The sequence below is a fragment of the Paenibacillus sp. FSL H8-0259 genome (genome assembly GCF_037963255.1).
GTDB classification, from domain to species: Bacteria; Bacillota; Bacilli; order Paenibacillales; family Paenibacillaceae; genus Paenibacillus_AQ; species Paenibacillus_AQ phytohabitans.
The window spans coordinates 6,554,019-6,576,364 of the sequence record NZ_CP150147.1 but is presented as its reverse complement, the minus strand read 5'-3'; the positions used below and the strand labels follow the sequence as shown (position 1 = coordinate 6,576,364).

The window sequence follows — 22,346 nt, the reverse complement described above, 5'->3', positions numbered from 1 at the left end:
ACTGTTGGATACTACTGAACGTGTGCATTTTATAGGGATCGGCGGCTACGGTATGAGCGCGATTGCCCGGGTGATGCTGGAGATGGGATATACAGTTACGGGCTCTGACGTAGCTGCACAAGAGTTAACGGAGAAATTGATTGCCAAAGGTGCCAAGGTCTACATCGGACATACGGCCGAACAGGTCAAAGGCGCGGATCTGGTCGTATATTCTACGGCGCTTGCGTCGGATAACGTAGAATGGGTAGAAGCGGAGCGTCTCAAAATACCGATTCTTCACCGTTCGCAGATGCTTGCCCGTCTGCTGAATGAGCGCAAGGGTGTGGCTGTTGCGGGTGCGCACGGCAAGACTACCACCTCGTCGATGATTGCTCTGGTTATGGAAGACTGCGGAGTGGACCCTACGTATATTATTGGCGGGGAGATTATGAACGTCGGTACGAATGCCAAGGCAGGACAAGGGGAATTCGTCGTAGCCGAAGCGGATGAGAGCGATGGCTCATTCCTGCAGTACCATCCTTGGCTGGGCATTGTAACGAATATTGAAGCCGACCATCTGGAGAACTACGGCGGTGATTTCGGCCAGCTGAAGGAAGCTTATGTGCAGTTTATGAACCAGCTGCGTGAGGACGGAACGGCTATTGTGTGCGCGGATGATGAGAATGTGAAATCTCTGCTGCCTCAAGTAAAAGGTACGGTTATCACCTACGGAATTCATTCGGAGACTGCAGATTACACGGCGACCGACATCGTTCTGGGCGACCGCCAGGTGTCGTACACGATGAATCGCGGTACGGAGGTTCTGGGCCGTATTGAGCTTTCCATTCCGGGGCAATACAATCTGTATAATTCAATGGCGGCGGTAATTTCCTGTCTGAAATCCGGCATTGCCTTTGAAGCGATCGCTGCAGCAATTGTGAAATTCCACGGTGCCAAGCGGCGCTTCCAGGTGCTGGGAGAGATCAACGAGATTCTCGTCATTGATGATTATGCGCATCATCCAACGGAGATTCAGGCTACCATTAGTGCTGCCAAGGCTACAGGCAAACGGATTATCGCCGTGTTCCAGCCGCAGCGCTACACGCGTACCTTCTTCCTGCTGGATGCGTTCAGCCGTGCGTTCAGCGAAGCGGACGAAGTGATTATTACCGATATCTACTCGCCTGCCGGAGAGAAGCAGATCGAGGGAGTCACCTCCGCGAAGCTGGTGGAGCTGATTGTGCAGAACAGCAACGCCGGTGCACGGCATCTGCCGACGAAGGAAGCTGTGCTGGCTGACCTGCAGGACCGCATTGCTCCCGGTGATCTGGTGATTACAATGGGTGCGGGTGATATCTGGAAGGTCGGGTATGCTCTGGCTGATAATCTGAAGAATCGTGAATAAGGCTTAGGCCGTTCTATGCAGATTACACATATCTCTTTACAGTAATAGGATAGCTAGGCAATTTAACAGAAACGGTTTCCGTTCCTTGAATAAGGACAGCGAAGCCGTTTCTTCTTTTTATGTCTGGAGGTATCTGGCGGTCTAAGAAATTAGAAGTGAAATTACACCGCCATTTTGCCGATATAGCTTGTGAATGATATTGTCCTCAATTAAAAGAAGGTATTCCCGCATATTTGGTGGTGTACTCATGAGCTTTCAGCTTGATATTAATACATTGTTGTACTTGTTCATCTTGGGGAACTTGTTTTCCGGACTGCTGATTACCTTCTACCGCTACCATTTCGCCAAGGATACCGCCTCGGTCCTTTTTATAACTGCAAAGTGGCTTCAGGTCGTCTTCTGGGGCTCTATTCTGCTATGGGATTATATTCCCCATTGGATCGCCATACCTCTAAGCAATGCGATCATTCTGGCTGGAGGAGGTCTGGAAATTTCGGCCCTGCTGATGATGATGGGGATGATGGACCGTAAGGCGAAGCTCTATTATTCGGGGCTGGTTGCGGGCAGTGTTCTGAGCTTTTGTATCGTCGCCCTGTTCTTTAACCATGCGAACCTGCGGGTGGCCACGACCTCGCTATGGGTAATGCTGTTTGTGATCTACCCCGGGTACCGTTTGACGGCGGGGAAAGAACGTTCTCCGCTCCAGAAAATAATGGGTGGCGTATTTTATACCATTGCTGCCGTGATGCTGTTGCGGTCCTTTGTCGCGCTGATTCTGGAACCGGAGATGGGGCCGCTGACAGCTAATCCGGCACAGTATTTGTATTACCTGGGGATGTTTTTGATGCTGGTCGGGGGAATTGCGGCTTTCATCCTGCTCTCCAATGAGCATTCATATGAGAAGCTGAAGCGCATAGCCGCTTATGACAGCCTTACCGGAATCCTTGGCCGCAGGGCTTTTCTGATAGAGGCAGAGCTGAAGCTGGCGATGGCGGCAAGAAAGCGGGAATACTGCTCAATGCTGCTGCTGGATCTGGACCATTTCAAAATAGTGAATGATACATATGGACATGACAAAGGCGATGTAGTACTTCAGGATTTCGCGCTTACCATTGAGAGCCGGCTGGGAATCGGTGACTTGTTCGGCCGGGTTGGCGGCGAAGAATTCGCCATTATGCTCTATGGGCAGGATGCGGAGAACAGCAGCCGCAAGGCGGAAGAACTGCGCCAAGCCGTCAAGGAGGCTTCGGGAGACAGTCTTGCCGGCGGGTACACCGTAAGCATCGGAATGATTACAGTGCTTCCGGATCAGCAGACCGCCTTGAATACCCTGTACAAGCTTAGTGACAGAGCCCTGTATCAGGCGAAGCAGGACGGGCGGGACCGTGTGGTCAGAGCCGGGTAAAAGAACGGGATTATACACATCATACATATGACATCAATGAGCAAGGGGGTGGACGCTATGGCTGCCAGTTTGGATTTCAAGACACTGCTGGCGTGTCTCTTTTTTGGTAATTTCTTTACGGTTATGCTCACTCTGGCTTACCGGTCGCGTTATCCGAAAGATGGTACATCCCTGCTGTTCCTGACCGCCAAAATTCTGCAGCTGGTGATTATGATCCTTCTGCTGTTAAGGGAATATCGTGAATTTAAGGTTGTGCTTCCCTGCATTATTCTCTTGAATCTGGCCGGTGGAACCGCAGAAATCTTCGCGCTGCTCAAGATGCTGGAGGTCCATTCCGAACGGATAAAGCGGATTTATTATACACTAACCGGATGTGCCGCACTTGCTCTGCTCCTCCTGTATCTGCTGTCTCCGGACGTACCGCGGCTAATTGCAGCTGCCTCGCTTGCCGGGGCACTGCTGCTGATCTATCCTGCGTATATGCTATGCTGGAAAGTAAAAAAAACACCGCTTCAGGAAATTATGGGCTTGCTCTACGGAATTGTTATCCTCTCGATGCTCTGCAATGCAAGCAGACTGGTATATCCTCCGCCTGAGGGCTCACCCATTGGTGAGTGGATGCAAGTCTTTTTCTATATTGGAATATACCTGCTGATGTTTCTCGGAACCGCCGGCTTCATGCTGCTCTCCAGGGAGCAGTCCTATGCTGAACTGGAGCGTGCAGCCACATACGATGAGCTCACCGGCATTCTTAACCGCAGAGCCTTCGTGCTGCGTGCCCGGCCCCTGATTGCTGCGGCTGCCAAGGAGATGGCGCCCTTCTCTTTCCTGCTGCTGGATGTGGACCATTTCAAACAGGTGAATGATACCTATGGCCATGACACGGGTGACAAGGTGCTGCGCGACTTTGCCCGCAGAATTGAGCGCCAGCTTGGCAACGGGGACCTGTTCGGACGGTTCGGCGGCGAAGAATTCGCTGTGCTGCTGCACCGGGCGGATGAGGAAGCGAGTGGGGAAGTGGCTGAGCGGCTTCGCCGGTCCGTGCTGGACGCCACCATTGATGGGATAACGCTCTCGTATACAGTGAGCATCGGTCTGATTACGATCGTCTCGGGCGAGCGCGTCCCGCTCAATACCTTGTACAAGCTGAGCGATACCGCCCTGTACCAGGCGAAGCAGCGCGGACGCAATTGTGTGGTCCGCAGCCAAGGCCATGCAGCGAGGGAGCTTGAAGTACATTCCTGAATGTACTGACCATAAGTCTAAACTGCAATTTAAATAAAATCACAAAAATCAGGAAAAACAGCGCTTCTCCTTTTACTGGAGCAGCGCTGTTTTTGTGTCCGGGCTTCGTGAAATGACAGTTTTTTGAAATTATTTTTGCATTAGCCAAGAAACGACAAAACTCCGCAGAACTTTGGGGTAATATATGCTAGATACCTGGCACTGCCAGACACAGACAGATAAATGGAGAGTAGGAGAAAAAGCCATGAGGGAAAAATTGCTGTTCATATCTGCAGAGAATCCATTTCCGCAGGATAGCGGTGGCAAGCTGAGAACGGGCAATATTCTGAATATTTTACTCGCCAAATACGATGTGGATCTCTTAACGTATTCAGGTTCCAAAGATACGGAGGCCATACCGTCCCTTACCGTGCATGAGGTGAAGCGCACAATGAATTACCGCAAGGCGATGCTTCGCTCCTTGTACAAATGGCGCAATTGCTCTTATATGAGCCATGTAGATGTGGATATGAAAGAGAAGATTACAGAGCTCTGCGTACAGCATGCGTACAGCCATGTTTTTATTTCGCACAGTCTGCTCGGCTGCTGCATTGACATTGTGCGCCGTTCCCTGCCTGGCACTGTTATAATCACGGACGCGCATAACTTCGAGAGCGGATTGTCTGCACAGCTTGCCCGCAGGAAGAGGGGGATCGCCAAACTCTTTTATTCCCTTAATGCGGTATGGACGCGCAGAGATGAGCTTAAGCTGATGGACAAGACCAATCTGCTGCTTACAACATCCGAACAGGACGGGCTGAGCTTTAAGGCACTTTCTTTTAAAAATTCTTTCAAGGTCCACGTAATCCCTAACTTCATCCGTATGGGCGATTATCGGACAAATACGCTTTTTCCGAAAGAGCCGTGGATTATTCTTCCGGGCAATATGAACTACTTCCCGAACATTAATGCAGCTACCTATTTCTACCGTCAGATCTATCCGCTTATCAAAGCCAAGGTTCCGGGCATCAAATGGTATATCGTCGGCCGGGATGTGCATCCGGAAGTTGCCGCTCTGGCGGACCAGGACCCTTCCATCATCATCACCGGATATGTGGACAGTGTGGCGGACTATATACGGAAGGCGCAGGTTGTGATTGCCCCTCTGCAGGAGGGCAGCGGAACACGCCTGAAGATACTGGAGGCCTGGGCGCTCAAGACTCCTGTCGTTTCAAGCACCAAAGGAGCAGAAGGGCTGCTGTATGAGCATTCCGCGAATATTATGATTGCCGATGATCCGGTTACGTTTGCCGAAAGCGTGACTCAATTACTTCAGGATCACGAAAAGGGAGTAGTGCTTGCGGACCGTGCCTACCAGACCCTGCTGGCTAACTATGAGGCGGAAAGTGTCCGGGAAAAGCTGCTAAGTCTTGTCTAATTGTAAGGGGAATACAAAAAAATATTATTTCATCCCATAAATCGACAATCTTTTTCCGGGAACTGCGTTACTATTGATCTACATCTAAAGATTCATAAATGAAGGCTGGATGTAATCCGGCCTATTTTTCTTTGTATACAATAATAACCATTTACATAGAACCAAGGAGCTATAGCCATGAGAGAGAAAATGCTGTTCCTATCAGCCCAGAGTCGTTATCCCGAAGATTTAGAAGGAGAAATAAGAACAGAGAATTTTCTTGATATTCTGCTGGAGCGGTTTGATATTGATCTGCTCGAGTATTGTCATTGCCGCCGGGAGCCAGCGGTAGAGTCTGGACCTGCGCTTACGGTGCACCAGGTGAAGAGGTCTTCTGCTTCACAGAGGTCACTGCTGCACCCGCTGAACAAGCTACGCTCACATTCTCCGCTGATCGGTACTGACAAGTCTTTGCGGGCGGAAATCACAGAAATGTGCCGCTTGAATACATACAGTCATGTGTTTATTTCGTATTATATGCTGAGTAATTGCCTGGATATTGTAGCCTCAATGCTTCCGGAGGCCGTCATCATTACAGATGCCCACCGTTTCGGGAGCAGAATGCTGGAGAATAGGGCAGCCGGCAAACGCGGAATTAGCAAAAGCTATCATAAGCTGAATGCCGCACTGATCCGCCGGGAAGAGCGCCGATTAATGAACAAGACCAGTCTGCTGCTGACCGCTACAGAATGGGATGCCCTTTCTTTTAAGGCATTATCCTTTGCGGATGCAGGCAAGGTGCATGTAATTCCGCCTTACATTGACCTGAAGGAGCCTGCTTATGCCTCCGGTGAGACCGTAATCAAGGAGAAATCCATAGTCCTTCATTGGAATATGAATACCGGCCAGGGCAAGAATGTGGCTTTATTGTTCTTAAAGAAGATATACCCGCTGGTCAAAGCTGAGGTGCCGGATTTCCGGTGCTATATGATTAGCGATAAAGTACATCCGGAGGTTGCCGCCTTGGCCCGCAATGATGCTTCTATTGAAATTGTCAGGGAATTTGAACATACAGCCGATTACATCCGGCGGGCCAGCGCCGTGGTAGCTTCTTTGCGCGAAGGCTGCGGGGGGCAGATTAAGATCCTGGAAGCCTGGGCGCTGCGGACGCCGGTCGTGTGCAGCTTGAGCGGTTCGGAGGAATTAATCTGTGAGACGGGACGGGATATTCTGCTCGCAGGCACGAGTGCAGTCTTTGCCGGCCAGCTGGTGAAGCTGCTGACAACGCCTGAGCTGGGCTCCATTATTGCGGATCAGGCTTACCGGACACTGCTCAAGCATTACGCGGCGGAAGGGGTCAGGGAGAAAGTACTTAGTTTGGTGTAAATATATTAAAATAGCATATCCATCTCACATCTATCATATATTTCAGTATAGAACTGAAGATAGCGAGGTGGGAGCATTGAATAGCGGAAGAATGACATTCCGGTTTGATGGGGAGACGGCAGAACGTAAGGCGGAAATGGCAGACCGCCGTATAGGAAGAGAACCTGTTAGAGCCTTGGAGGTTGAGGACAGGGAACAGCGTGAGGAGATCAGAACGGCCCCGAATCTCCGTGCAGATGAATATATAGTTGATCTGGAGCGGGTGGAAATCCCCCGTGCAGCTGAAGTATCTTATATGAAATCCTCTGGTCCGCGCCGCCGCAACTGGGATGATTCAGATGGAGAGTATGATACTGGACAGTATTCATATCTCCCAGACTCAAGTACGCGCACAATTCCAGTTTATGCGGAGGTTTACAGGGACGATGATAATGCACCACCAGGTGAGCACTACCCGCTGTTTGAGGATGAGCGGGGCGCTGAGCAGGAACGGTTCGGGCAGTTCAGCACACACGGGAATCTGTATGGAGGCTCCTACCATACCCGACGCCCTTCTTATTGGTGGAAGTTCGCTTTGTCAGTAGCAGGAGCATTAGGCACAGGAATCCTGCTCGGCTATGCAGCGCTGTCCTTCATCAGTGGCGGAGGGACGGGTACCGGGAATGGAAGCGGCAGTTCCGCTGTTCAGACGGGGATCGTTCAGAGCCAGAATGACACTGGCGGGGGAGCGGAAGCAGATATCACAGGCGTGCCGGTTGAAGGAACCGGTGAAGCGGTGGCAGTGCATGTTCCGGTACAGATTGCGGCGCAGAGCTATTATCTGCTCCAATACGGCGTATTCAGCACACCGGCTGGTGCTGCGCAGGCTCAGCAGGAGCTGCTTGCCGCAGGGCTTGCCGCAGGTCTGGACCCAGCGGACGGCAACCGGGTGTATGCCGGGATGTCGCCTGAGCGCGAGCAGGCCAAGCTGCTCAGCAGCGGTCTGAAGAATCAGGGCATCGAGCTGTATGTAAGGGAAGTGGCCTTGCCCGCTGTGGATCAGGTCAGCTATAACGGAACGGCGGAAGCAGTGGACAACTATTTTGCAGTCAGCAGCCAGTTGTTGAGTGAGCTGAGCGGCCTGTCTGCTTCGCTGCTGAGCGGTATGGCCAGCGGTACAGACAGCTCAGCGGTAAGTGATCTTCATATGCAGTGGACTGAAACCGTCAAGCAGCTCGAGTCCGGGCTGTCTCCGGAAGGGAAGAGTATTGCCACCGGGCTGGAGAAATCCATGAGCCGGGGAATATCCGCACTGAACGAGTACGGCAAGAATAAGGCAGAGGGCCTGCTCTGGGAAGTGCAGGAGGCTATGATGAGCTTTTTGACCGGCCAGAAAAGTCTGCTGTCTGCGATAAGCTGAACGTTCACCCCATTGAATAAGATGTTGCCCATCCCCCGTACCGGCTGTTTGCCGGACGGGGGATTGCTGTGTTTCTCGCCAGTATAGCTGCTGCATGATAAATCAGTTGCCTATTGTGCCGGAGTCGGATAATGTTAGTGAACCACACCCGGCGGAGACTGGTGAAATCGGGCTTTATGCGGCACGGCTGTGGTAAACATTCCCTGAACGGATTTTGCGTTTGTATTGAACTCCGTTTCACCGTATAATAATTAGGGTGTCAAAAAATGGCGAGGGAAGACCAAAATGAAGAAGAAAAATGTAGGAACACTGCTGTTATTTCTAATTCTGGGCTGGCTGGCCGGAGCATGGATTGCCAAGCTGCTGGAACCTGTAAAAGCTCTGTCTTTTCTTACAACCTCGACTGTACTCAAGTGGTCGCCGCAAGCTGATTTGGACATCATAACCTATGACATCACTATCCATTTGAAATTGTGCCTGCTCAGTCTTGCCGGAATGATAACAGCTGTATGGCTGTACCGCAGACTGTAGCGTTCGCTGCCGGCATCTAGAAGGGACGTTTATTACAGTGGAGCATAACAACACGCGACACATTATTCTTGCTTCGGGTTCGCCGCGGCGGCGTGAACTGTTAGCCTCGCTTGGCCTGCCTTTCGAGGTTCTGGTCAGTGATGCTGATGAGAGTACGCCGCCGGAATGGACGCCTGAGACCATCGTGCGTAATCTGGCGGTGCGCAAAGCGGAGGCAGTACTCCCTGCAGCCGGAGACCGGGATGCTGTTATTGTCGGCAGCGACACGATTGTCGTGCTTGACGACAAGGTGCTCGGCAAGCCGGTGGACGAGCAGGACAGCGCTAAGATGCTGGCCATGCTGCAGGGAAGGACACATCAGGTATATACCGGGGTGGCCTGTATCGGTCTCGCAGAGGGTCGGACCCTGGTAGATCACAGGGTAACCTCTGTAACTATGAGAGCAATGAGCGAAGATGAAATCTGCGCCTACATAGCGACCGGGGAGCCTGCCGACAAAGCCGGCTCTTATGCAATACAAGGGCTTGGTGCCACCCTGGTGGACGAAATTGAAGGCTGTTATTTTAACGTGGTCGGTCTGCCGTTGTCGCTGCTAAGCGGCATGTTGTCCGGGTTCGGCATTTCTGTACTGAACCGGCAAGGATAGCAGGAAGAAAGAGGGTTAGGGATGGAGTCGCAAACATTTATGCTGCGTGACCTCCCCCATGAAGAACGACCACGAGAGCGCATGATGCATTATGGGGCGGAATCATTAAGTCAGGCGGAGCTGCTGGCAATTCTGCTGCGCACAGGTGCGCAGAGTGAATCGGCTATTCATATCGCCCAGCGGTTGCTGGGGATTACAGGCGGCCTCCGCGGGCTGGCGGACCTGAGCATTGAAGAACTGACAACAATCAAAGGCATTGGCCCTGCCAAGGCCGTGCAACTGAAAGCAGGCATAGAGCTGGGAAGACGGATGGCGAACTCCCGGCTTACAGAACCGGTTATCATCCGCAGTCCCCAGGACGCGGCGGAGATTCTGACCGAGCAGCTGCGTTATTTGCAGAAGGAGCATTTTATCTGCTTGTTTCTGAATACGAAGAATCATGTTATTGCGCAGGAAACATTGTCCATGGGCAGCCTTAACGCCTCCATTGTGCATCCCCGCGAGGTGTTCCGGGCAGCCATGAAATGCAGCAGCGCAGCTATTATATGCGCACATAATCATCCGAGCGGTGATCCGACGCCGAGTCCTGAAGACATCTCCTTGACCTCAAGGCTGATACAGGCAGGTGAAATCGTCGGCATCGACGTGCTGGATCACCTGGTCATTGGTGACAGCAGCTTTGTAAGTTTGAAAGAAAAAGGTTATATGTAATACAATTGTCTAGATCCACAAGGAAAAGGAGCATACAAGATGTTAGGTGGTTTTACGAAAGATTTAGGAATTGACTTGGGGACAGCGAATACGCTTGTCTACGTGCGCGGTAAAGGGATTGTTGTAAGAGAGCCTTCCGTGGTAGCCATTAATACTGATACTAAGACGATTGAAGCTGTAGGGGAGTCCGCCAAAAAAATGATCGGACGCACACCGGGCAACATTCGTGCCATTCGTCCGATGAAGGACGGGGTCATTGCCGATTTTGATACTACGGCAACAATGATCAAATATTTTATCCGCCAGGCACAGAAGCAGCGCTCGATGTTCCAGCGCCACCCGAATGTCATGGTCTGTGTTCCATCCGGAATTACGGCTGTTGAACAACGCGCCGTTGAAGATGCAACGAAGCAGGCAGGAGCGCGTGAGGCCTATATCATTGAAGAGCCTTTTGCCGCTGCCATCGGAGCAGATCTCCCGGTATGGGAACCTACAGGAAGCATGGTTGTGGATATCGGCGGCGGAACTACCGAAGTGGCGGTCATCTCACTCGGCGGTATCGTAACAAGCCGTTCTGTCCGTGTAGCCGGCGATGAAGCGGATGAGTCCATCATCCAATATATCAAACGCCAGTATAATCTCATGATCGGGGAACGCACTTCGGAGCAGCTGAAGATGGATGTGGGTTCTGCTCTGCCGCTCGAGAAAGCCGAAACTATGGAAATCCGCGGCCGCGATTTGGTAACGGGACTTCCGAAGACGCTGACTATTACCTCTGATGAGATCTGTGAAGCTTTGTCGGATACAGTGAACGCTATTGTTGAAGCTGTAAAAGTAACGCTGGAGAAATGTCCGCCTGAGCTTGCTGCCGACATTATGGACCGCGGTATTGTGCTTACAGGCGGCGGTGCGCTTTTGCGTAACCTGGACAAGCTGCTGGCGCGTGAGACCGGAATGCCGGTTATCGTTGCCGAGAATCCGCTGGACTGTGTAGCTATTGGTACAGGCAAGGCACTCGAGAATATTCATTTGTTCAAGAGCCGCAGCAGTTCGAGTCTTCGTTCCAAACGCTAGGACAATTCTGACCTGTGAACGTCAACCCCTGATGTGGGAGAAATTCGGTTGTTAGAGGGTGTTGAAACTGTTTAAGCTGTTTAATAATAAACGTTTATTTATATTGCTGATTACACTGGTCATGTTTATCGTGGTGATGGGCTTCAGCCTGGGACAAAGGAAAAACTTGTCCTGGCCGGAGAATTTCCTCAGAGATACGACCGGATTCGTGCAGAATTTGTTCTACAAGCCCGCTGGATACGTAGCGGGCTTGTTCCAAGATATCGGGAACCTGCATGATCTGGCTGAAGAGAATAAGCGGCTCAAAATCCTGGCAGCGCAATACGCCCGGGATAAGGCGCAGTATAACTTCATTAAAGCCCGGAATGAGCAATATAAAATAGATCTTCAATTCACTGAAGCTCAAAAGAATCTGTATAACTATGAGTATCATATCGCTAACGTAGTCAGCCTGACGACAGAGCCAAGCAACAACATGCTGGTCATTGATCTCGGGGCTAAGGACGGCATTAAGCTGAATATGTCCGTGACCTCCGTTGAGGGACTCGTTGGAGTAATAAGTAACGTGAGTAATTTCACCTCCACCGTCAAGCTGATGACGATGATGGATATCAATGATCCCAACTCCCAGCCGGCGATTGCGGCAACGGTGTTCAACAAGGAAGGCGAAACCTTTGGGATGATTGAGAAATACGACCAGCAGACCGGTATGCTGATGATGAACAAAATTCCGGCAGGAAATCCGGTTGCCAAGGATGACCTGATCATCTCTTCCGGCATCGGCGGACTGTATCCGCTCGGAATGACCATCGGTACGGTTCAAGAGGTGAAGACTGGGGAGTTTGGTTTAACCTCTACTGCAATCATTAAGCCGGCGGCAGGATTCCAGGACTGGAAGGAACTCTTCGTTGTCTTTACGGAGGAGCGTGCGGAATAGTGAGGATGCGCAGATCCGTTCTAATTCTATTGTTGTTCCTCTTATTTATCCTTGAAGGCACTATTCTCCCCTGGCTGATTCCGAATGCCTGGGAGATGCGGATTATCCCTGATCTCGTGTTCATTGTAATCCTGTTTGTGACGGTATACCATCACCGGCATACGGCACTTATTCTTGGTTTATCCTTCGGAATGCTGCATGACGTGGTGTTCTATGGCCGCATTCTTGGGGCACATTCTTTTGCAATGGGATTATCCGCATATCTGATTGGTCTGATATTCCAGATTCCGCGTGCACCGCTGCCGCTGATGATGACGGTGGTGCTGCTGGGCAGCCTGCTGGAGGACAGCATGCTTTTTGCCATTTACAGTGTCTTTAATCTGAGTAAAGAACCCTATAACTGGGCGCTCCTGCACCATATGCTGCCTACTATGCTGTTTCATTTTGCTATCGGCTTGCTTCTCTACATCCCGCTCCGGCGCCAGCTGGAGCTGCTGAAGAAAGAGACCCGCAAAGAAGAAGCTGCTTAAGCCGCTGCTGCATTTTCTTATCCCATAAAGAAGGAATTTGCCCGGCCCGGCACGAATGAATGAGGATGGGGGGACAGGCATATGACAGTTAAATCCAAGCATGTAAGGATTAAGGGCATCAAGGATGGCCTGGTATTCCTGCTAGACGACAAGTGTCCCTTTGAAGATCTCTTAAGCGAGCTTCGCTATAAGCTGGAGCACAGCCATCAAAATATTCTGACCGGACCGATTGTGCATGTGGACATCAAGCTGGGCAACCGTCCTGTTACCGAAGAAGATAAAGAGGCAGTTCTGGATATCCTCAAAAGCCAGGGGAATTTATTAATCCGTTCCGTTGAAGCCTTGGAGGACCCTGAAGAGAAGGATACGGAAGCATTATTTATGATGAGCGGAATGCTCCGTTCCGGCCAGGTACTGCATCATGAGGGCAATCTGCTGTTTCTCGGCGATGTGAATCCGGGGGGAACCATTACCTGCTCGGGGGATATCTATATTCTTGGAGCGCTTAAAGGGATGGCACACGCCGGAATCAACGGCAATCAGGAAGCGATTATTGCGGCTTCGCTGCTGGCTCCTACCCAGCTCCGGATTGCTGATATTATCAGCAGACCGCCGGACGAATGGGGAACCCGGGAGAGCAGCATGGAATTTGCCTATTTATCAGACGGTGCTATGCAAATCGACAAAATTCATAATATAGTCAAATTACGTCAGGATTTAAATGTGTTTAAAGGGGTGTAGCCTCCATGGGAGAAGCGATTGTCGTAACCTCGGGCAAAGGCGGAGTTGGCAAAACAACCACAACAGCCAACATTGGGACCGCACTTGCATTGCAGGGCAAAAAAGTATGTCTGGTCGATACTGACATTGGACTGCGGAATCTGGATGTAGTCATGGGGCTGGAGAACCGGATCATTTACGATCTTGTGGATGTGGCGGAAGGCCGCTGCCGTCTGAATCAGGCGCTGGTCAAAGACAAGCGTTTTGAAGAGCTGTATATGCTGCCTGCAGCCCAGACCAAAGACAAGACCTCAGTCACTCCGGAGCAGGTCAAGGATATTATTCTTGAACTCAAGAAGGAATACGAATATATTCTGATCGATTGTCCGGCCGGGATTGAACACGGCTTCCGCAATGCCATTGCAGGGGCCGACAAAGCTATTGTGGTCACTACTCCGGAGCATGCTGCGGTGCGGGATGCGGACCGGATCATCGGTCTGCTGGAGCAGTCACATGTGGAATCACCGAAGCTGGTGGTCAACCGTATCCGTCCGGGTATGGTGAGATCCGGCGATATGCTGGATATCGAGGATATTCTGCAGGTGCTCAATATTGATCTGATCGGGATTGTGCCGGATGATGAGCTGGTCATCAAGGCAGCGAACAGCGGTGAACCTACCGTGATGAATCCGAATTCTGCAGCTGCAATTGCTTACCGCAATATTGCCCGGCGTATTCTTGGCGATGCGGTACCGTTAATGCAGCTGGACCAGAAACCGGGTGCTTTTAAGAAGTTCAAGAAATTTTTTGGAATGGGCTGAACCCTGGCCAGGCACTTATTTATAGCGACCTTTCGTCTTGACCCGCCTGCTGAGAAATCCTTGGCGGGTTTTTTTGTGCGAATATACGGAGTAAGGCCGGTACAATCACTTACGCTTGGTAGTTATCTCCCCCCAGGGCTTGTTCTAAAGCAGCTTCCGCTACTCATAAAATGGAAGTAAAACAAGCCCGTCCGGAGGGATCAATATGGAATACGAGAGAGATATCAAAAATCGCCGTAAGAAACGTATACAGAGCTTATTAGAGGAGCAGACCGAAGCCGGATCAGCGCCTGCGCTTTTCACGCTGCCTGACAACACTATCCCATTCAGGGAATGGGGGGCGGCTCCCCGAAATGAATTCACTGCTTCAACGGAACCTGATCCTGAGGTGATGTGGAAGAAGCAGCGCAACAGCTGGGAGGACGAAGGCGGGGATGGGCCGCGCTTTGGCGCAGGTTTCATGCGGAGGACGATAGCCAGCCTGCTGGTCTTCGGAGCGGTGTGGGGAATCTTCGCAGTGAGTGAGCCGTGGGCCGTGAAGTCGCAGTATTTCATCACTGGCGCCCTCAGTAATGATATGGATTTCGCTGCAGTGCAGGTGTGGTATGAGGAGCATTTCAATGGAGCCCCTTCGTTCATTCCGATCTTCGGAGATAAAGAGGTGCCGGCAGAGAAAGTGACAGCCGTTCATGAACTGAGCGCCCCCTTGGAGGGAAGCATTGTGCGTCCCTTTGCCGCGTCCCTTAAGGGGGTCGAAGTGATACCGGCAGATGATTCAGGCTCGAGTGTCACAGTAGAAAGTGTAGATACGGGCCGCGTATTGTCCGTGTCCAAAGAAGCACAGGGAGGCATCCGGATCACCGTCCGCCATACCGGAAATATAACGGCGGAATACGGCCATTTGAGCGGGACGCGGCTCGCGGTGGATGACTGGGTACAGAGCGGAGATGCAGTAGGCTGGATTCAGGGGACAGAGGATGCACAGATTCCGATGCTTTTTTTTGCGATTATGAAAGACAAGTCTTATATTGATCCTACTGAAGTGGTATCGTTTGATTAGGATCTTCGGTATTGAGCTGTCTCTGCATCCGCTCTTCGTGCTGATTCTGTTTTTCTCCGTGCTTACCGGACAGTTCCTTGAAATTATTACTCTGTTTTCAATTGTATTTATCCATGAACTCGGACATGTATGTGCGGCACTATTGACCGGGGTTACCGTCAAGTCCGTGCAGCTGCTGCCGTTCGGGGGAGTCGCGGTCATAGAGGATCATGGACGGCTAACAGCCGGACGTGAAATGGGGATTGCCGTTGCCGGACCGCTTCAGAACGGGATTATGATCCTGCTGGCGCTGGCGCTCAAGCAAGCGGAGTATGGCAGCAGTGCTTATCTGGATTATTTCATCGGGGCCAATGCCATGATCGCGCTGTTCAATCTGCTGCCGGTGCTTCCGCTCGACGGAGGCAAAATCCTGCAGGCAGCTCTAAGCCTGCTGCTTCCGTATTATTACACCCTGCTGTGGATCGGCAGAGTCAGTATTGCGGCCAGTCTGCTTGTTGTGGTGTTCGCCCTGCTTCCGCTGGGAACCGGCGGCGGACTCCGTCTTAACCTGCTGATGATTGGTGCCTTTCTGCTCTATTCCAATGTAACGGACCAGCGCAACCTGCCTTACCGGTTTGTTGCCTTTTTGATGAACAGGGAACAGATCTATGAGCGGTACCTGCAGTCGGAGAGCGTTGCCCGGCCAATAGTTGCGTTCTCTGCGAAACCTTTGGATGATATATTGCGTCTATTTAAACGTAACCATTATCATTTTATCTATGTAATGAACGAGGACAGTGATATAGTGGCTGTTCTCCCTGAGCAGCGTCTGATTTCTTCTTATTTCGGAATATAAAGCTAGAATGATTCAAACCAGAGGTGAAGCCATGAAACAAATGATCGTTCACTGCACACAGCATATTACTCGTATGGCACTTTTGGAGAACGGGAGGCTGGTGGAATATGCGGCTGAACGCGATCAGCAGCAAGGTCTGGTCGGGAGTTATTATAAAGGTCGGGTTATGAATGTGCTGCCGGGTATGCAGGCGGCTTTTGTAGATATCGGACAGAAAAAGAATGCCTTTCTGTATGTAGACGATGTGCTGCATCCCCATCTGGAGAAGCAGCCGGAGGTGAAGCCCTCTATTGAGACGCTGCTGCAGCCCGGTCAGGAGATCGTCGTCCAGGTTAGAAAAGAGCCGCGTGGCGGCAAGGGGGCGCGGGTGACTACCCATTATACCTTGCCCGGACGCTGGATGGTGTATATGCCTTTTGCCGAGTATGTCGGGGTTTCCAAAAAAATCAGCCGCGAATCCGAGCGCAGCCGGCTTAAAGGAATCGGCGAACGGTTGCGCCAGGGTGAAGAAGGAATCATTATGCGTACAGTCTCCGAAGACGAGCCTGTGGAGGCTGTTGAAGGGGATCTGGCCTTTTTGCGGGCCCAGTGGGAAGTAATTACCCGGCGGGCTAAGGAAGCGGACGCGCCGGCTTTGCTGCACTGTGATCTGAGCATCGTTCAGCGGTTTATCCGGGATGCCTTCAACCCGCAGCGTGATGAGCTGATGATTGATTCGGCCAAGGCGGTTAAAGAGGCGGAAGCATTCCTTACAGATATGGCTCCCGAAGGGTACAAGCCTGTAGGATTCTACCGTGGACAAGAGTCCATCTTCTCGGCATATGGTGTGGGAGATCAGCTCCATAAGAGCTTCAGCCGCAAAATCATCCTTGAAGGCGGGGCTACGCTCATTTGGGATGAGACAGAGGCGCTCACCGTTATTGATGTGAATACGGCTCAGTACACCGGCGGGACGAACCTCGAGGATACTGTAACACGGACTAATCTGCTGGCGGCGGAAGAGATCGGGCGGCTTGTCCGTCTGCGGGATACGGGCGGCATTATTATCGTTGATTTCATTGACATGGAGCGGGAGGAGCACCGGAAGCAGGTCATCGCGAAGCTGGAGAGCATCATCAGCCGTGACCGCACCAAGACGCATATTCTCGGCTGGACCCATCTGGGCCTGCTGGAAATGACCCGCAAGAAGGCAAGGCATGATTCGGCCGGATTTGCTCCGGTGATCTGTCAATGCTGCGGCGGGACCGGCAAAGTAGGGACATGGCTGGAGTAGGGCAGTTTTTTCACGCTAAGAAGGTACCGTCTGTTAAAAGGATGATAAAGCCGCTTTCTACTTGACTTAGGATAATTAGTATGATAATATCTTCAAGTATGTGTTTGGTTGTTAATTTCCTGCACATGCTGTAACCGCTCCGATCGGGTATATCAAGTGCAATTCCTCCGGGGGTTGCCACCTAGACTAGGCGAGTCTGAGACATGAGGAGGTGCAAGTACAATGTATGCAATTATCGAAACTGGCGGTAAACAATACAAAGTCCAAGAGGGCGACGTGTTGTTCATTGAGAAGCTGGAAGCTGAAGACGGCGCAAGCGTAACGTTTGACCGTGTCTTGGCTGTTTCTAACGAAGGTGGTTTGACTGCAGGAACTCCGCTGGTAAGCGGCGCGTCTGTAACAGCCAAAGTCGAGAAACATGGTAAAGGTCATAAGGTTGTAGTTTACAAATACAAACCTAAGAAGAACTACCACAAGAAACAAGGCCATCGTCAACCGTACACCAAAGTAACTATCGAGAAGATTCAGGCGTAAGAAGGTGCGTTAATGATTAACGTGCGGATTACACGGGCTTCTGCTCAAGGTGTCATTGTCGGTTTTGCCGTCAAAGGGCATGCGGAATACGCAAGGAATGGTAAAGACATCGTCTGCGCGGGTGTTTCGACCGTTACGGTTGGAACTGTGAATGCGATTGAAAGCCTGACCGGTGTAGTCCTGGATACTTCGATGAAGGATGGTTTTCTGAGTGGAACCCTGGTTCCCGTGAATGATCCTGAAGTCTCCGCCAAGGTGCAGCTTTTGCTGGAATCCATGGTGCTGATGCTCAAAGATATCGCTAAATCTTACAGAAAATTTGTTCAGATACAGGAAGTCATTATTTGAAGAAGGAGGTTGACAACATGTTGAAATTGGATCTTCAATTATTCGCATCGAAAAAAGGTGTAGGTTCCACAAAGAACGGACGTGATTCCCACTCTAAACGTCTTGGCGTGAAACGTGCTGACGGTCAAGCAGTAACCGGCGGCAACATCTTGGTTCGTCAACGCGGAACAAAAATCCACCCGGGCACTAACGTGGGCATCGGTAAGGATGATACACTGTTCGCACTTGTGGACGGCGTAGTGAAGTTCGAACGTTGGGGTCGCGATCGCAAAAAAGTGAGCGTGTATCCGGTTGATGTCGCTCCGGTAGCAGCGGCACTGGAAGCGTAAGCTTTCGGAACCTATTTAGATGAGAAGCCTCCGGCATGAGTGCCGGGGGCTTTTTTTGAAAATATTCGCACCTATAGAATTCAAGTCAAACACCCGGCAGGAATGCTGGTGATTGCAGGGAAAGCCTGTGTTATACTGGGAAATGGAAAATATCTAGCAATATAAGCAACCGCTACATTGGAATGAATTTTGCGAACCGAGGGACGGGGAGAAAGAATGAAATCCTGGAAAATTATTGTCTGGGCAGTCATGTTATCCGCAGTGCTTCCTTTAGGTCTCGTGTATTGGCAACCCTCCCTTTTCACATGCCTGCTGCTCGGTGTATGGGTAGCGGCAGTGCTTGCATTCAGCTTTCTTTACAACCGGCGTCATTATGAAGAGGAACTGCGTATACAGGAGAAGACTCTGCAGCAGGCGGCAAACCGGACACTGAATCACCATCGTCATGATTGGATGAACGATCTGCAGGTGCTTTACGGATATATCCAGCTGGGCAAGCCTGATAAATCCGTGTTATGTGTGGAAAGAATAAAGGAGCGTATCGCGCTGGACAGCCGTATCGCCAAACTGGGGGTTCCTTCACTGGTATTCTACCTGCAATCCTTCCGTACCTACAGAAGCAGCCTGGAGCTGGAAATAGAGGTGGAAGAAGGGCTACAGCTGGAGGACAAGCTCAGTCCCGAAACAGGCGATGAGCTGACGTCTGTGATTATGCAGACCGTTAGGGCGTATCAGTACAGCGGACTTGCACCGCAAGGAGAAGCGCGGAAGCTTCGGCTCGGATTTTCACAGGAGGGAAGAGACATTCTTATCTCTTTCGAAGGTGAGGGAGATCATGGCAATCCCGAACTGCTGCAGGGGCAAATTTATAATATAGTACAAGGAAAAATCATGAAGGCGGAGCAGTTTCAGCCGAGCACAAGCTATGTAGAACTGCGTTTACCGCTGGAGATGTAAGGAAGGTGAACATTAATGTTCGTAGATAAAGCTAAGATTTATGTTAAGGGCGGCGACGGCGGAGATGGTCTCGTGGCGTTTCGCCGTGAGAAGTATGTACCGGAGGGCGGTCCTGCCGGCGGAGATGGCGGCCGCGGCGGAGATGTGATTTTCCGTGTAGATGAAGGCTTGCGTACACTGATGGATTTCCGTTATCAGCGCCATTTCAAGGCCGATAAGGGAATTAAGGGACGCAATAAGAGCCAGCACGGGGCGAACGCTGATCACATGATCGTGCGCATTCCTCCGGGAACTGTGCTGATCGATGATGATACCCAGGAGATCATTGCCGATATGACCCGTCATGGACAACAGGTCGTTGTGGCCCGCGGCGGCCGTGGCGGCCGGGGGAATACCCGGTTTGCGACTGCAAACAACACTGCGCCGGAGCTTGCCGAGAACGGCGAAGAAGGCCAGGAGCGTTATATCGTAATGGAACTGAAGGTAATGGCAGACGTAGGTCTGGTAGGATTCCCGAGTGTGGGTAAATCTACATTGCTGTCGGTAGTATCTGCTGCCCAGCCGAAGATTGGTGCCTATCACTTCACAACAATTACACCAAACCTTGGTGTAGTTGACGTTGGGGATGGCCGCAGCTTTGTTATGGCGGATCTGCCGGGCCTGATTGAAGGTGCGAGTGAAGGTGTGGGGCTTGGACATGAGTTCCTGCGCCACGTTGAACGTACACGTATCATCATTCATGTCGTGGATATGTCCGGCTCTGAAGGCCGTGATCCCTTCGAGGATTGGGTGATGATTAATGACGAGCTGAGGCAATACAACGCTGCCCTGATTGACCGTCCGCAGATTGTTGCGGCGAACAAGATGGATATGCCTGATTCCGAAGAGAATCTTGCCGCCTTCCGCGAGCGTGTGGCGGAGCTTCGTCCGGATCTTGAAATCATGCCGATATCCTCGCTTACCCGTCAGGGAGTGCAGGAACTGCTCTACCGGGCAACGGACGTGCTGGATAGTATTCCTGTCGCACCGGTCGTTGAAGAAGTGGCTGAAACTACTGAGCGCAAGGTGTACAAGCTGGAAGCGGAAGAAGATAATTCCTTCACCATTACCCGCGACAATGAAGCATTTGTAGTCACCAGTCCGCGTATTGAGCGGATGCTGAAGCGGATGCAGCTGAGTACACATGATGCTATCCTCAAGCTGGCCCGTACCTTGCGTCATATGGGTGTGGATGCCGAACTGCGCAAGCGCGGTGCTGTAGAAGGCACTATTGTGCGCATTGCTGATTTCGAATTCGAGTTTGTTGAGAACAGCAGCTACTATTAATATCTGCGCTTGTTGCTGAATGCTGTCAAGCGGCTTTGAATATGCCGGCTGTGTTTCCCGTGAGGGGACACAGCCGGCTTTTTTAATAGACAGGGGAATAAAAGAACTGCTTCTTATAAAGTCTGCTTTAAATATTTGGCTAAATTTACTACAATCATATGTGGGCCCGAGAACGGGAATAGGTCATGGGCGGACGGATTTATCTGCAACCGAATCCAAATAAGGAAATCCCCGTATATAATTAAGGGCAATAAGCACTAATTTCCAGCTGAACCAACCGATAATATAAATACAAACCTGTCATGAAAGAGGGAATAGGCAGATGGCAATTATTGAAGTAGTCAAATATGACGGGCCTGCAGGCGTCTTCGCCTGGAAATATCCTAATCAGGAGCTGGGCACATGGACACAGCTGATTGTGAATGAATCCCAGGAGGCGATTCTGTTCAAAGGCGGTGAGGCACTCGATTCCTTCACAGCGGGACGTCACACGCTCAGCACGGCGAACATCCCGATTCTGTCGAATGTAGTGAATCTGCCGTTCGGCGGCAAATCACCGTTTACAGCGGAAATATGGTTCGTGAACAAGATGAACTCTATGAACGTCAAGTGGGGGACAAGTTCGCCGCTGCAGCTGCAGGATCCCAAATACCAAATCATGATCTCTGTCCGCGCCTTCGGCCAATTCGGAGTCAAGATTGAGGATCCCCGCAAATTCCTGCTGAAGCTGGTGGGGACGCTGCCTTTATTTGATCAGGACACTATGGTGAGTTATTTCCGCGGGCTGCTGATGTCCAATATTAATGAACTGATCTCTTCTTATCTGGTGCACAAAAAAATCAGCATTCTGGAGATCAATGCCTATGTAGTAGAAATTTCGAAGCATATACAAGGCCGTCTGGCGTCGTCCTTCCTAGATAGCGGGATCGAGCTGAATAATTTCTTTATTGATTCCATTAACATTCCTGATAATGATCCGGCCATACTCCGATTGAAAGAGGCTTTAGCCAAAAAAGCAGAGATGGACATCATCGGCTTCACCTATCAGCAGGAACGCAGCTTCGATACCATGGAGGAAGCCGCAGGGAATCCGGGTAATTTAGGCGCCGGGATGATGAATACCGGCCTGGGGCTCGGTATGGGCTTTGGCCTTGCCGGACCTGCGACTGATATGATGAACAGGATGACACGCGGCATGTCACTGGACGGCGGTACGGCGGCAGCACCGGGAACAAATTCCAAATCCTGTGCAGGCTGTGGAACGCTTAACCCGGCAGATGCTCGGTTCTGTACCGGCTGCGGTCAGAGCCTGCAGCCGGTGCCTGCTGCAGCTAGCAGTACTTGCCGCAGCTGCGGCAAGCCGGTAATTCCCGGCGCCAAATTCTGCCCGCACTGCGGGGAGAGCCTGATCATTAAATGCACGGGTTGCGGGCATGAACTGCAGCCCGGACAGAAATTCTGCGCGGAATGCGGAACAAGGGCGGCTAATGGGTGAGCCG

Annotated in this window: 23 protein-coding genes and 1 other annotated feature; all 23 genes read left to right on the top strand. The window is 51.3% G+C overall.

From position 1 onward, the window contains the following. Positions 1-4: 4 nt before the first annotated feature. The 23 genes from murC to NSU01_RS28070 all read left to right on the top strand — a co-directional run bounded on the left by murC (position 5) and on the right by NSU01_RS28070 (position 22,342). Positions 5-1,384, top strand: coding sequence for a UDP-N-acetylmuramate--L-alanine ligase (gene murC / locus NSU01_RS28180; protein ID WP_042139593.1), 1,380 nt, complete (start codon positions 5-7; stop codon positions 1,382-1,384). Positions 1,385-1,631: 247 nt separating this feature from the next. Beyond that, on the top strand, positions 1,632-2,789 hold the full coding sequence (locus tag NSU01_RS28175; protein ID WP_076247810.1) for a GGDEF domain-containing protein: 1,158 nt from the start codon (positions 1,632-1,634) through the stop codon (positions 2,787-2,789). Between the two features lie 57 nt (positions 2,790-2,846). Further along, a complete protein-coding gene (locus NSU01_RS28170; RefSeq protein ID WP_076247808.1) occupies positions 2,847-4,034 on the top strand; it encodes a GGDEF domain-containing protein in 1,188 nt (395 codons plus the stop codon). A 244-nt stretch (positions 4,035-4,278) separates the two neighbouring features. Then, positions 4,279-5,451 carry a glycosyltransferase family 4 protein gene (locus NSU01_RS28165; RefSeq protein WP_076247805.1) on the top strand — a complete coding sequence of 391 codons (1,173 nt, stop codon included), beginning with the start codon at positions 4,279-4,281 and terminating at the stop codon, positions 5,449-5,451. A gap of 177 nt (positions 5,452-5,628) precedes the next feature. Beyond that, entirely contained in the window at positions 5,629-6,816 is a 1,188-nt protein-coding gene (locus NSU01_RS28160; protein WP_076247802.1) for a glycosyltransferase, read from the top strand. A 76-nt stretch (positions 6,817-6,892) separates the two neighbouring features. After that, entirely contained in the window at positions 6,893-8,215 is a 1,323-nt protein-coding gene (locus NSU01_RS28155; protein WP_144026195.1) for a hypothetical protein, read from the top strand. Between the two features lie 285 nt (positions 8,216-8,500). Further along, on the top strand, positions 8,501-8,746 hold the full coding sequence (locus NSU01_RS28150; protein ID WP_039300531.1) for a DUF4321 domain-containing protein: 246 nt from the start codon (positions 8,501-8,503) through the stop codon (positions 8,744-8,746). Between the two features lie 37 nt (positions 8,747-8,783). Then, positions 8,784-9,392 carry a Maf family protein gene (locus tag NSU01_RS28145; RefSeq protein ID WP_042139589.1) on the top strand — a complete coding sequence of 203 codons (609 nt, stop codon included), beginning with the start codon at positions 8,784-8,786 and terminating at the stop codon, positions 9,390-9,392. A 21-nt stretch (positions 9,393-9,413) separates the two neighbouring features. After that, positions 9,414-10,103, top strand: coding sequence for a DNA repair protein RadC (gene radC, locus NSU01_RS28140; RefSeq protein ID WP_042139588.1), 690 nt, complete (start codon positions 9,414-9,416; stop codon positions 10,101-10,103). Between the two features lie 39 nt (positions 10,104-10,142). Then, positions 10,143-11,177 carry a rod shape-determining protein gene (locus tag NSU01_RS28135; protein ID WP_039300524.1) on the top strand — a complete coding sequence of 345 codons (1,035 nt, stop codon included), beginning with the start codon at positions 10,143-10,145 and terminating at the stop codon, positions 11,175-11,177. Between the two features lie 58 nt (positions 11,178-11,235). Further along, a complete protein-coding gene (gene mreC, locus NSU01_RS28130) occupies positions 11,236-12,114 on the top strand; it encodes a rod shape-determining protein MreC (protein ID WP_042139587.1) in 879 nt (292 codons plus the stop codon). Next, positions 12,114-12,644, top strand: a complete 531-nt coding sequence (gene mreD / locus NSU01_RS28125) for a rod shape-determining protein MreD (protein WP_081970209.1) — start codon at positions 12,114-12,116, stop codon at positions 12,642-12,644. The genes mreC and mreD overlap by 1 nt, the downstream gene beginning before the upstream one ends. Before the next feature lie 81 nt (positions 12,645-12,725). Next, positions 12,726-13,385: a septum site-determining protein MinC gene (minC, locus tag NSU01_RS28120; RefSeq protein ID WP_042139585.1), complete on the top strand. Its 660-nt coding sequence runs from the start codon at positions 12,726-12,728 to the stop codon at positions 13,383-13,385. A gap of 5 nt (positions 13,386-13,390) precedes the next feature. After that, positions 13,391-14,185, top strand: a complete 795-nt coding sequence (gene minD, locus NSU01_RS28115; protein WP_039300516.1) for a septum site-determining protein MinD — start codon at positions 13,391-13,393, stop codon at positions 14,183-14,185. Positions 14,186-14,390: 205 nt separating this feature from the next. Next, a complete protein-coding gene (locus tag NSU01_RS28110) occupies positions 14,391-15,245 on the top strand; it encodes a M23 family metallopeptidase (protein ID WP_076247797.1) in 855 nt (284 codons plus the stop codon). Continuing rightward, positions 15,238-16,080, top strand: a complete 843-nt coding sequence (locus tag NSU01_RS28105; protein WP_076247795.1) for a M50 family metallopeptidase — start codon at positions 15,238-15,240, stop codon at positions 16,078-16,080. Before NSU01_RS28110 ends, NSU01_RS28105 begins: the two co-directional genes overlap by 8 nt. 31 nt (positions 16,081-16,111) lie before the next feature. Further along, the gene (locus NSU01_RS28100) at positions 16,112-17,353 is read left to right on the top strand and encodes an Rne/Rng family ribonuclease (protein WP_039300508.1); all 1,242 of its coding nucleotides are present in this window, start codon (positions 16,112-16,114) and stop codon (positions 17,351-17,353) included. A 122-nt stretch (positions 17,354-17,475) separates the two neighbouring features. Then, positions 17,476-17,561, top strand: a sequence feature (ribosomal protein L21 leader region). Positions 17,562-17,575: 14 nt separating this feature from the next. Next, positions 17,576-17,887, top strand: a complete 312-nt coding sequence (gene rplU, locus NSU01_RS28095) for a 50S ribosomal protein L21 (protein WP_036698983.1) — start codon at positions 17,576-17,578, stop codon at positions 17,885-17,887. Positions 17,888-17,899: 12 nt separating this feature from the next. Then, entirely contained in the window at positions 17,900-18,235 is a 336-nt protein-coding gene (locus NSU01_RS28090) for a ribosomal-processing cysteine protease Prp (protein WP_042139581.1), read from the top strand. 17 nt (positions 18,236-18,252) lie between these two features. Further along, positions 18,253-18,564 carry a 50S ribosomal protein L27 gene (gene rpmA, locus NSU01_RS28085; protein WP_020429282.1) on the top strand — a complete coding sequence of 104 codons (312 nt, stop codon included), beginning with the start codon at positions 18,253-18,255 and terminating at the stop codon, positions 18,562-18,564. Between the two features lie 216 nt (positions 18,565-18,780). Next, entirely contained in the window at positions 18,781-19,521 is a 741-nt protein-coding gene (locus NSU01_RS28080) for a Spo0B domain-containing protein (protein ID WP_042139580.1), read from the top strand. Between the two features lie 15 nt (positions 19,522-19,536). After that, positions 19,537-20,847, top strand: a complete 1,311-nt coding sequence (gene obgE / locus NSU01_RS28075) for a GTPase ObgE (protein WP_042139579.1) — start codon at positions 19,537-19,539, stop codon at positions 20,845-20,847. 322 nt (positions 20,848-21,169) lie between these two features. Then, positions 21,170-22,342, top strand: coding sequence for an SPFH domain-containing protein (locus NSU01_RS28070; protein WP_042139578.1), 1,173 nt, complete (start codon positions 21,170-21,172; stop codon positions 22,340-22,342). Positions 22,343-22,346 lie beyond the last annotated feature (4 nt).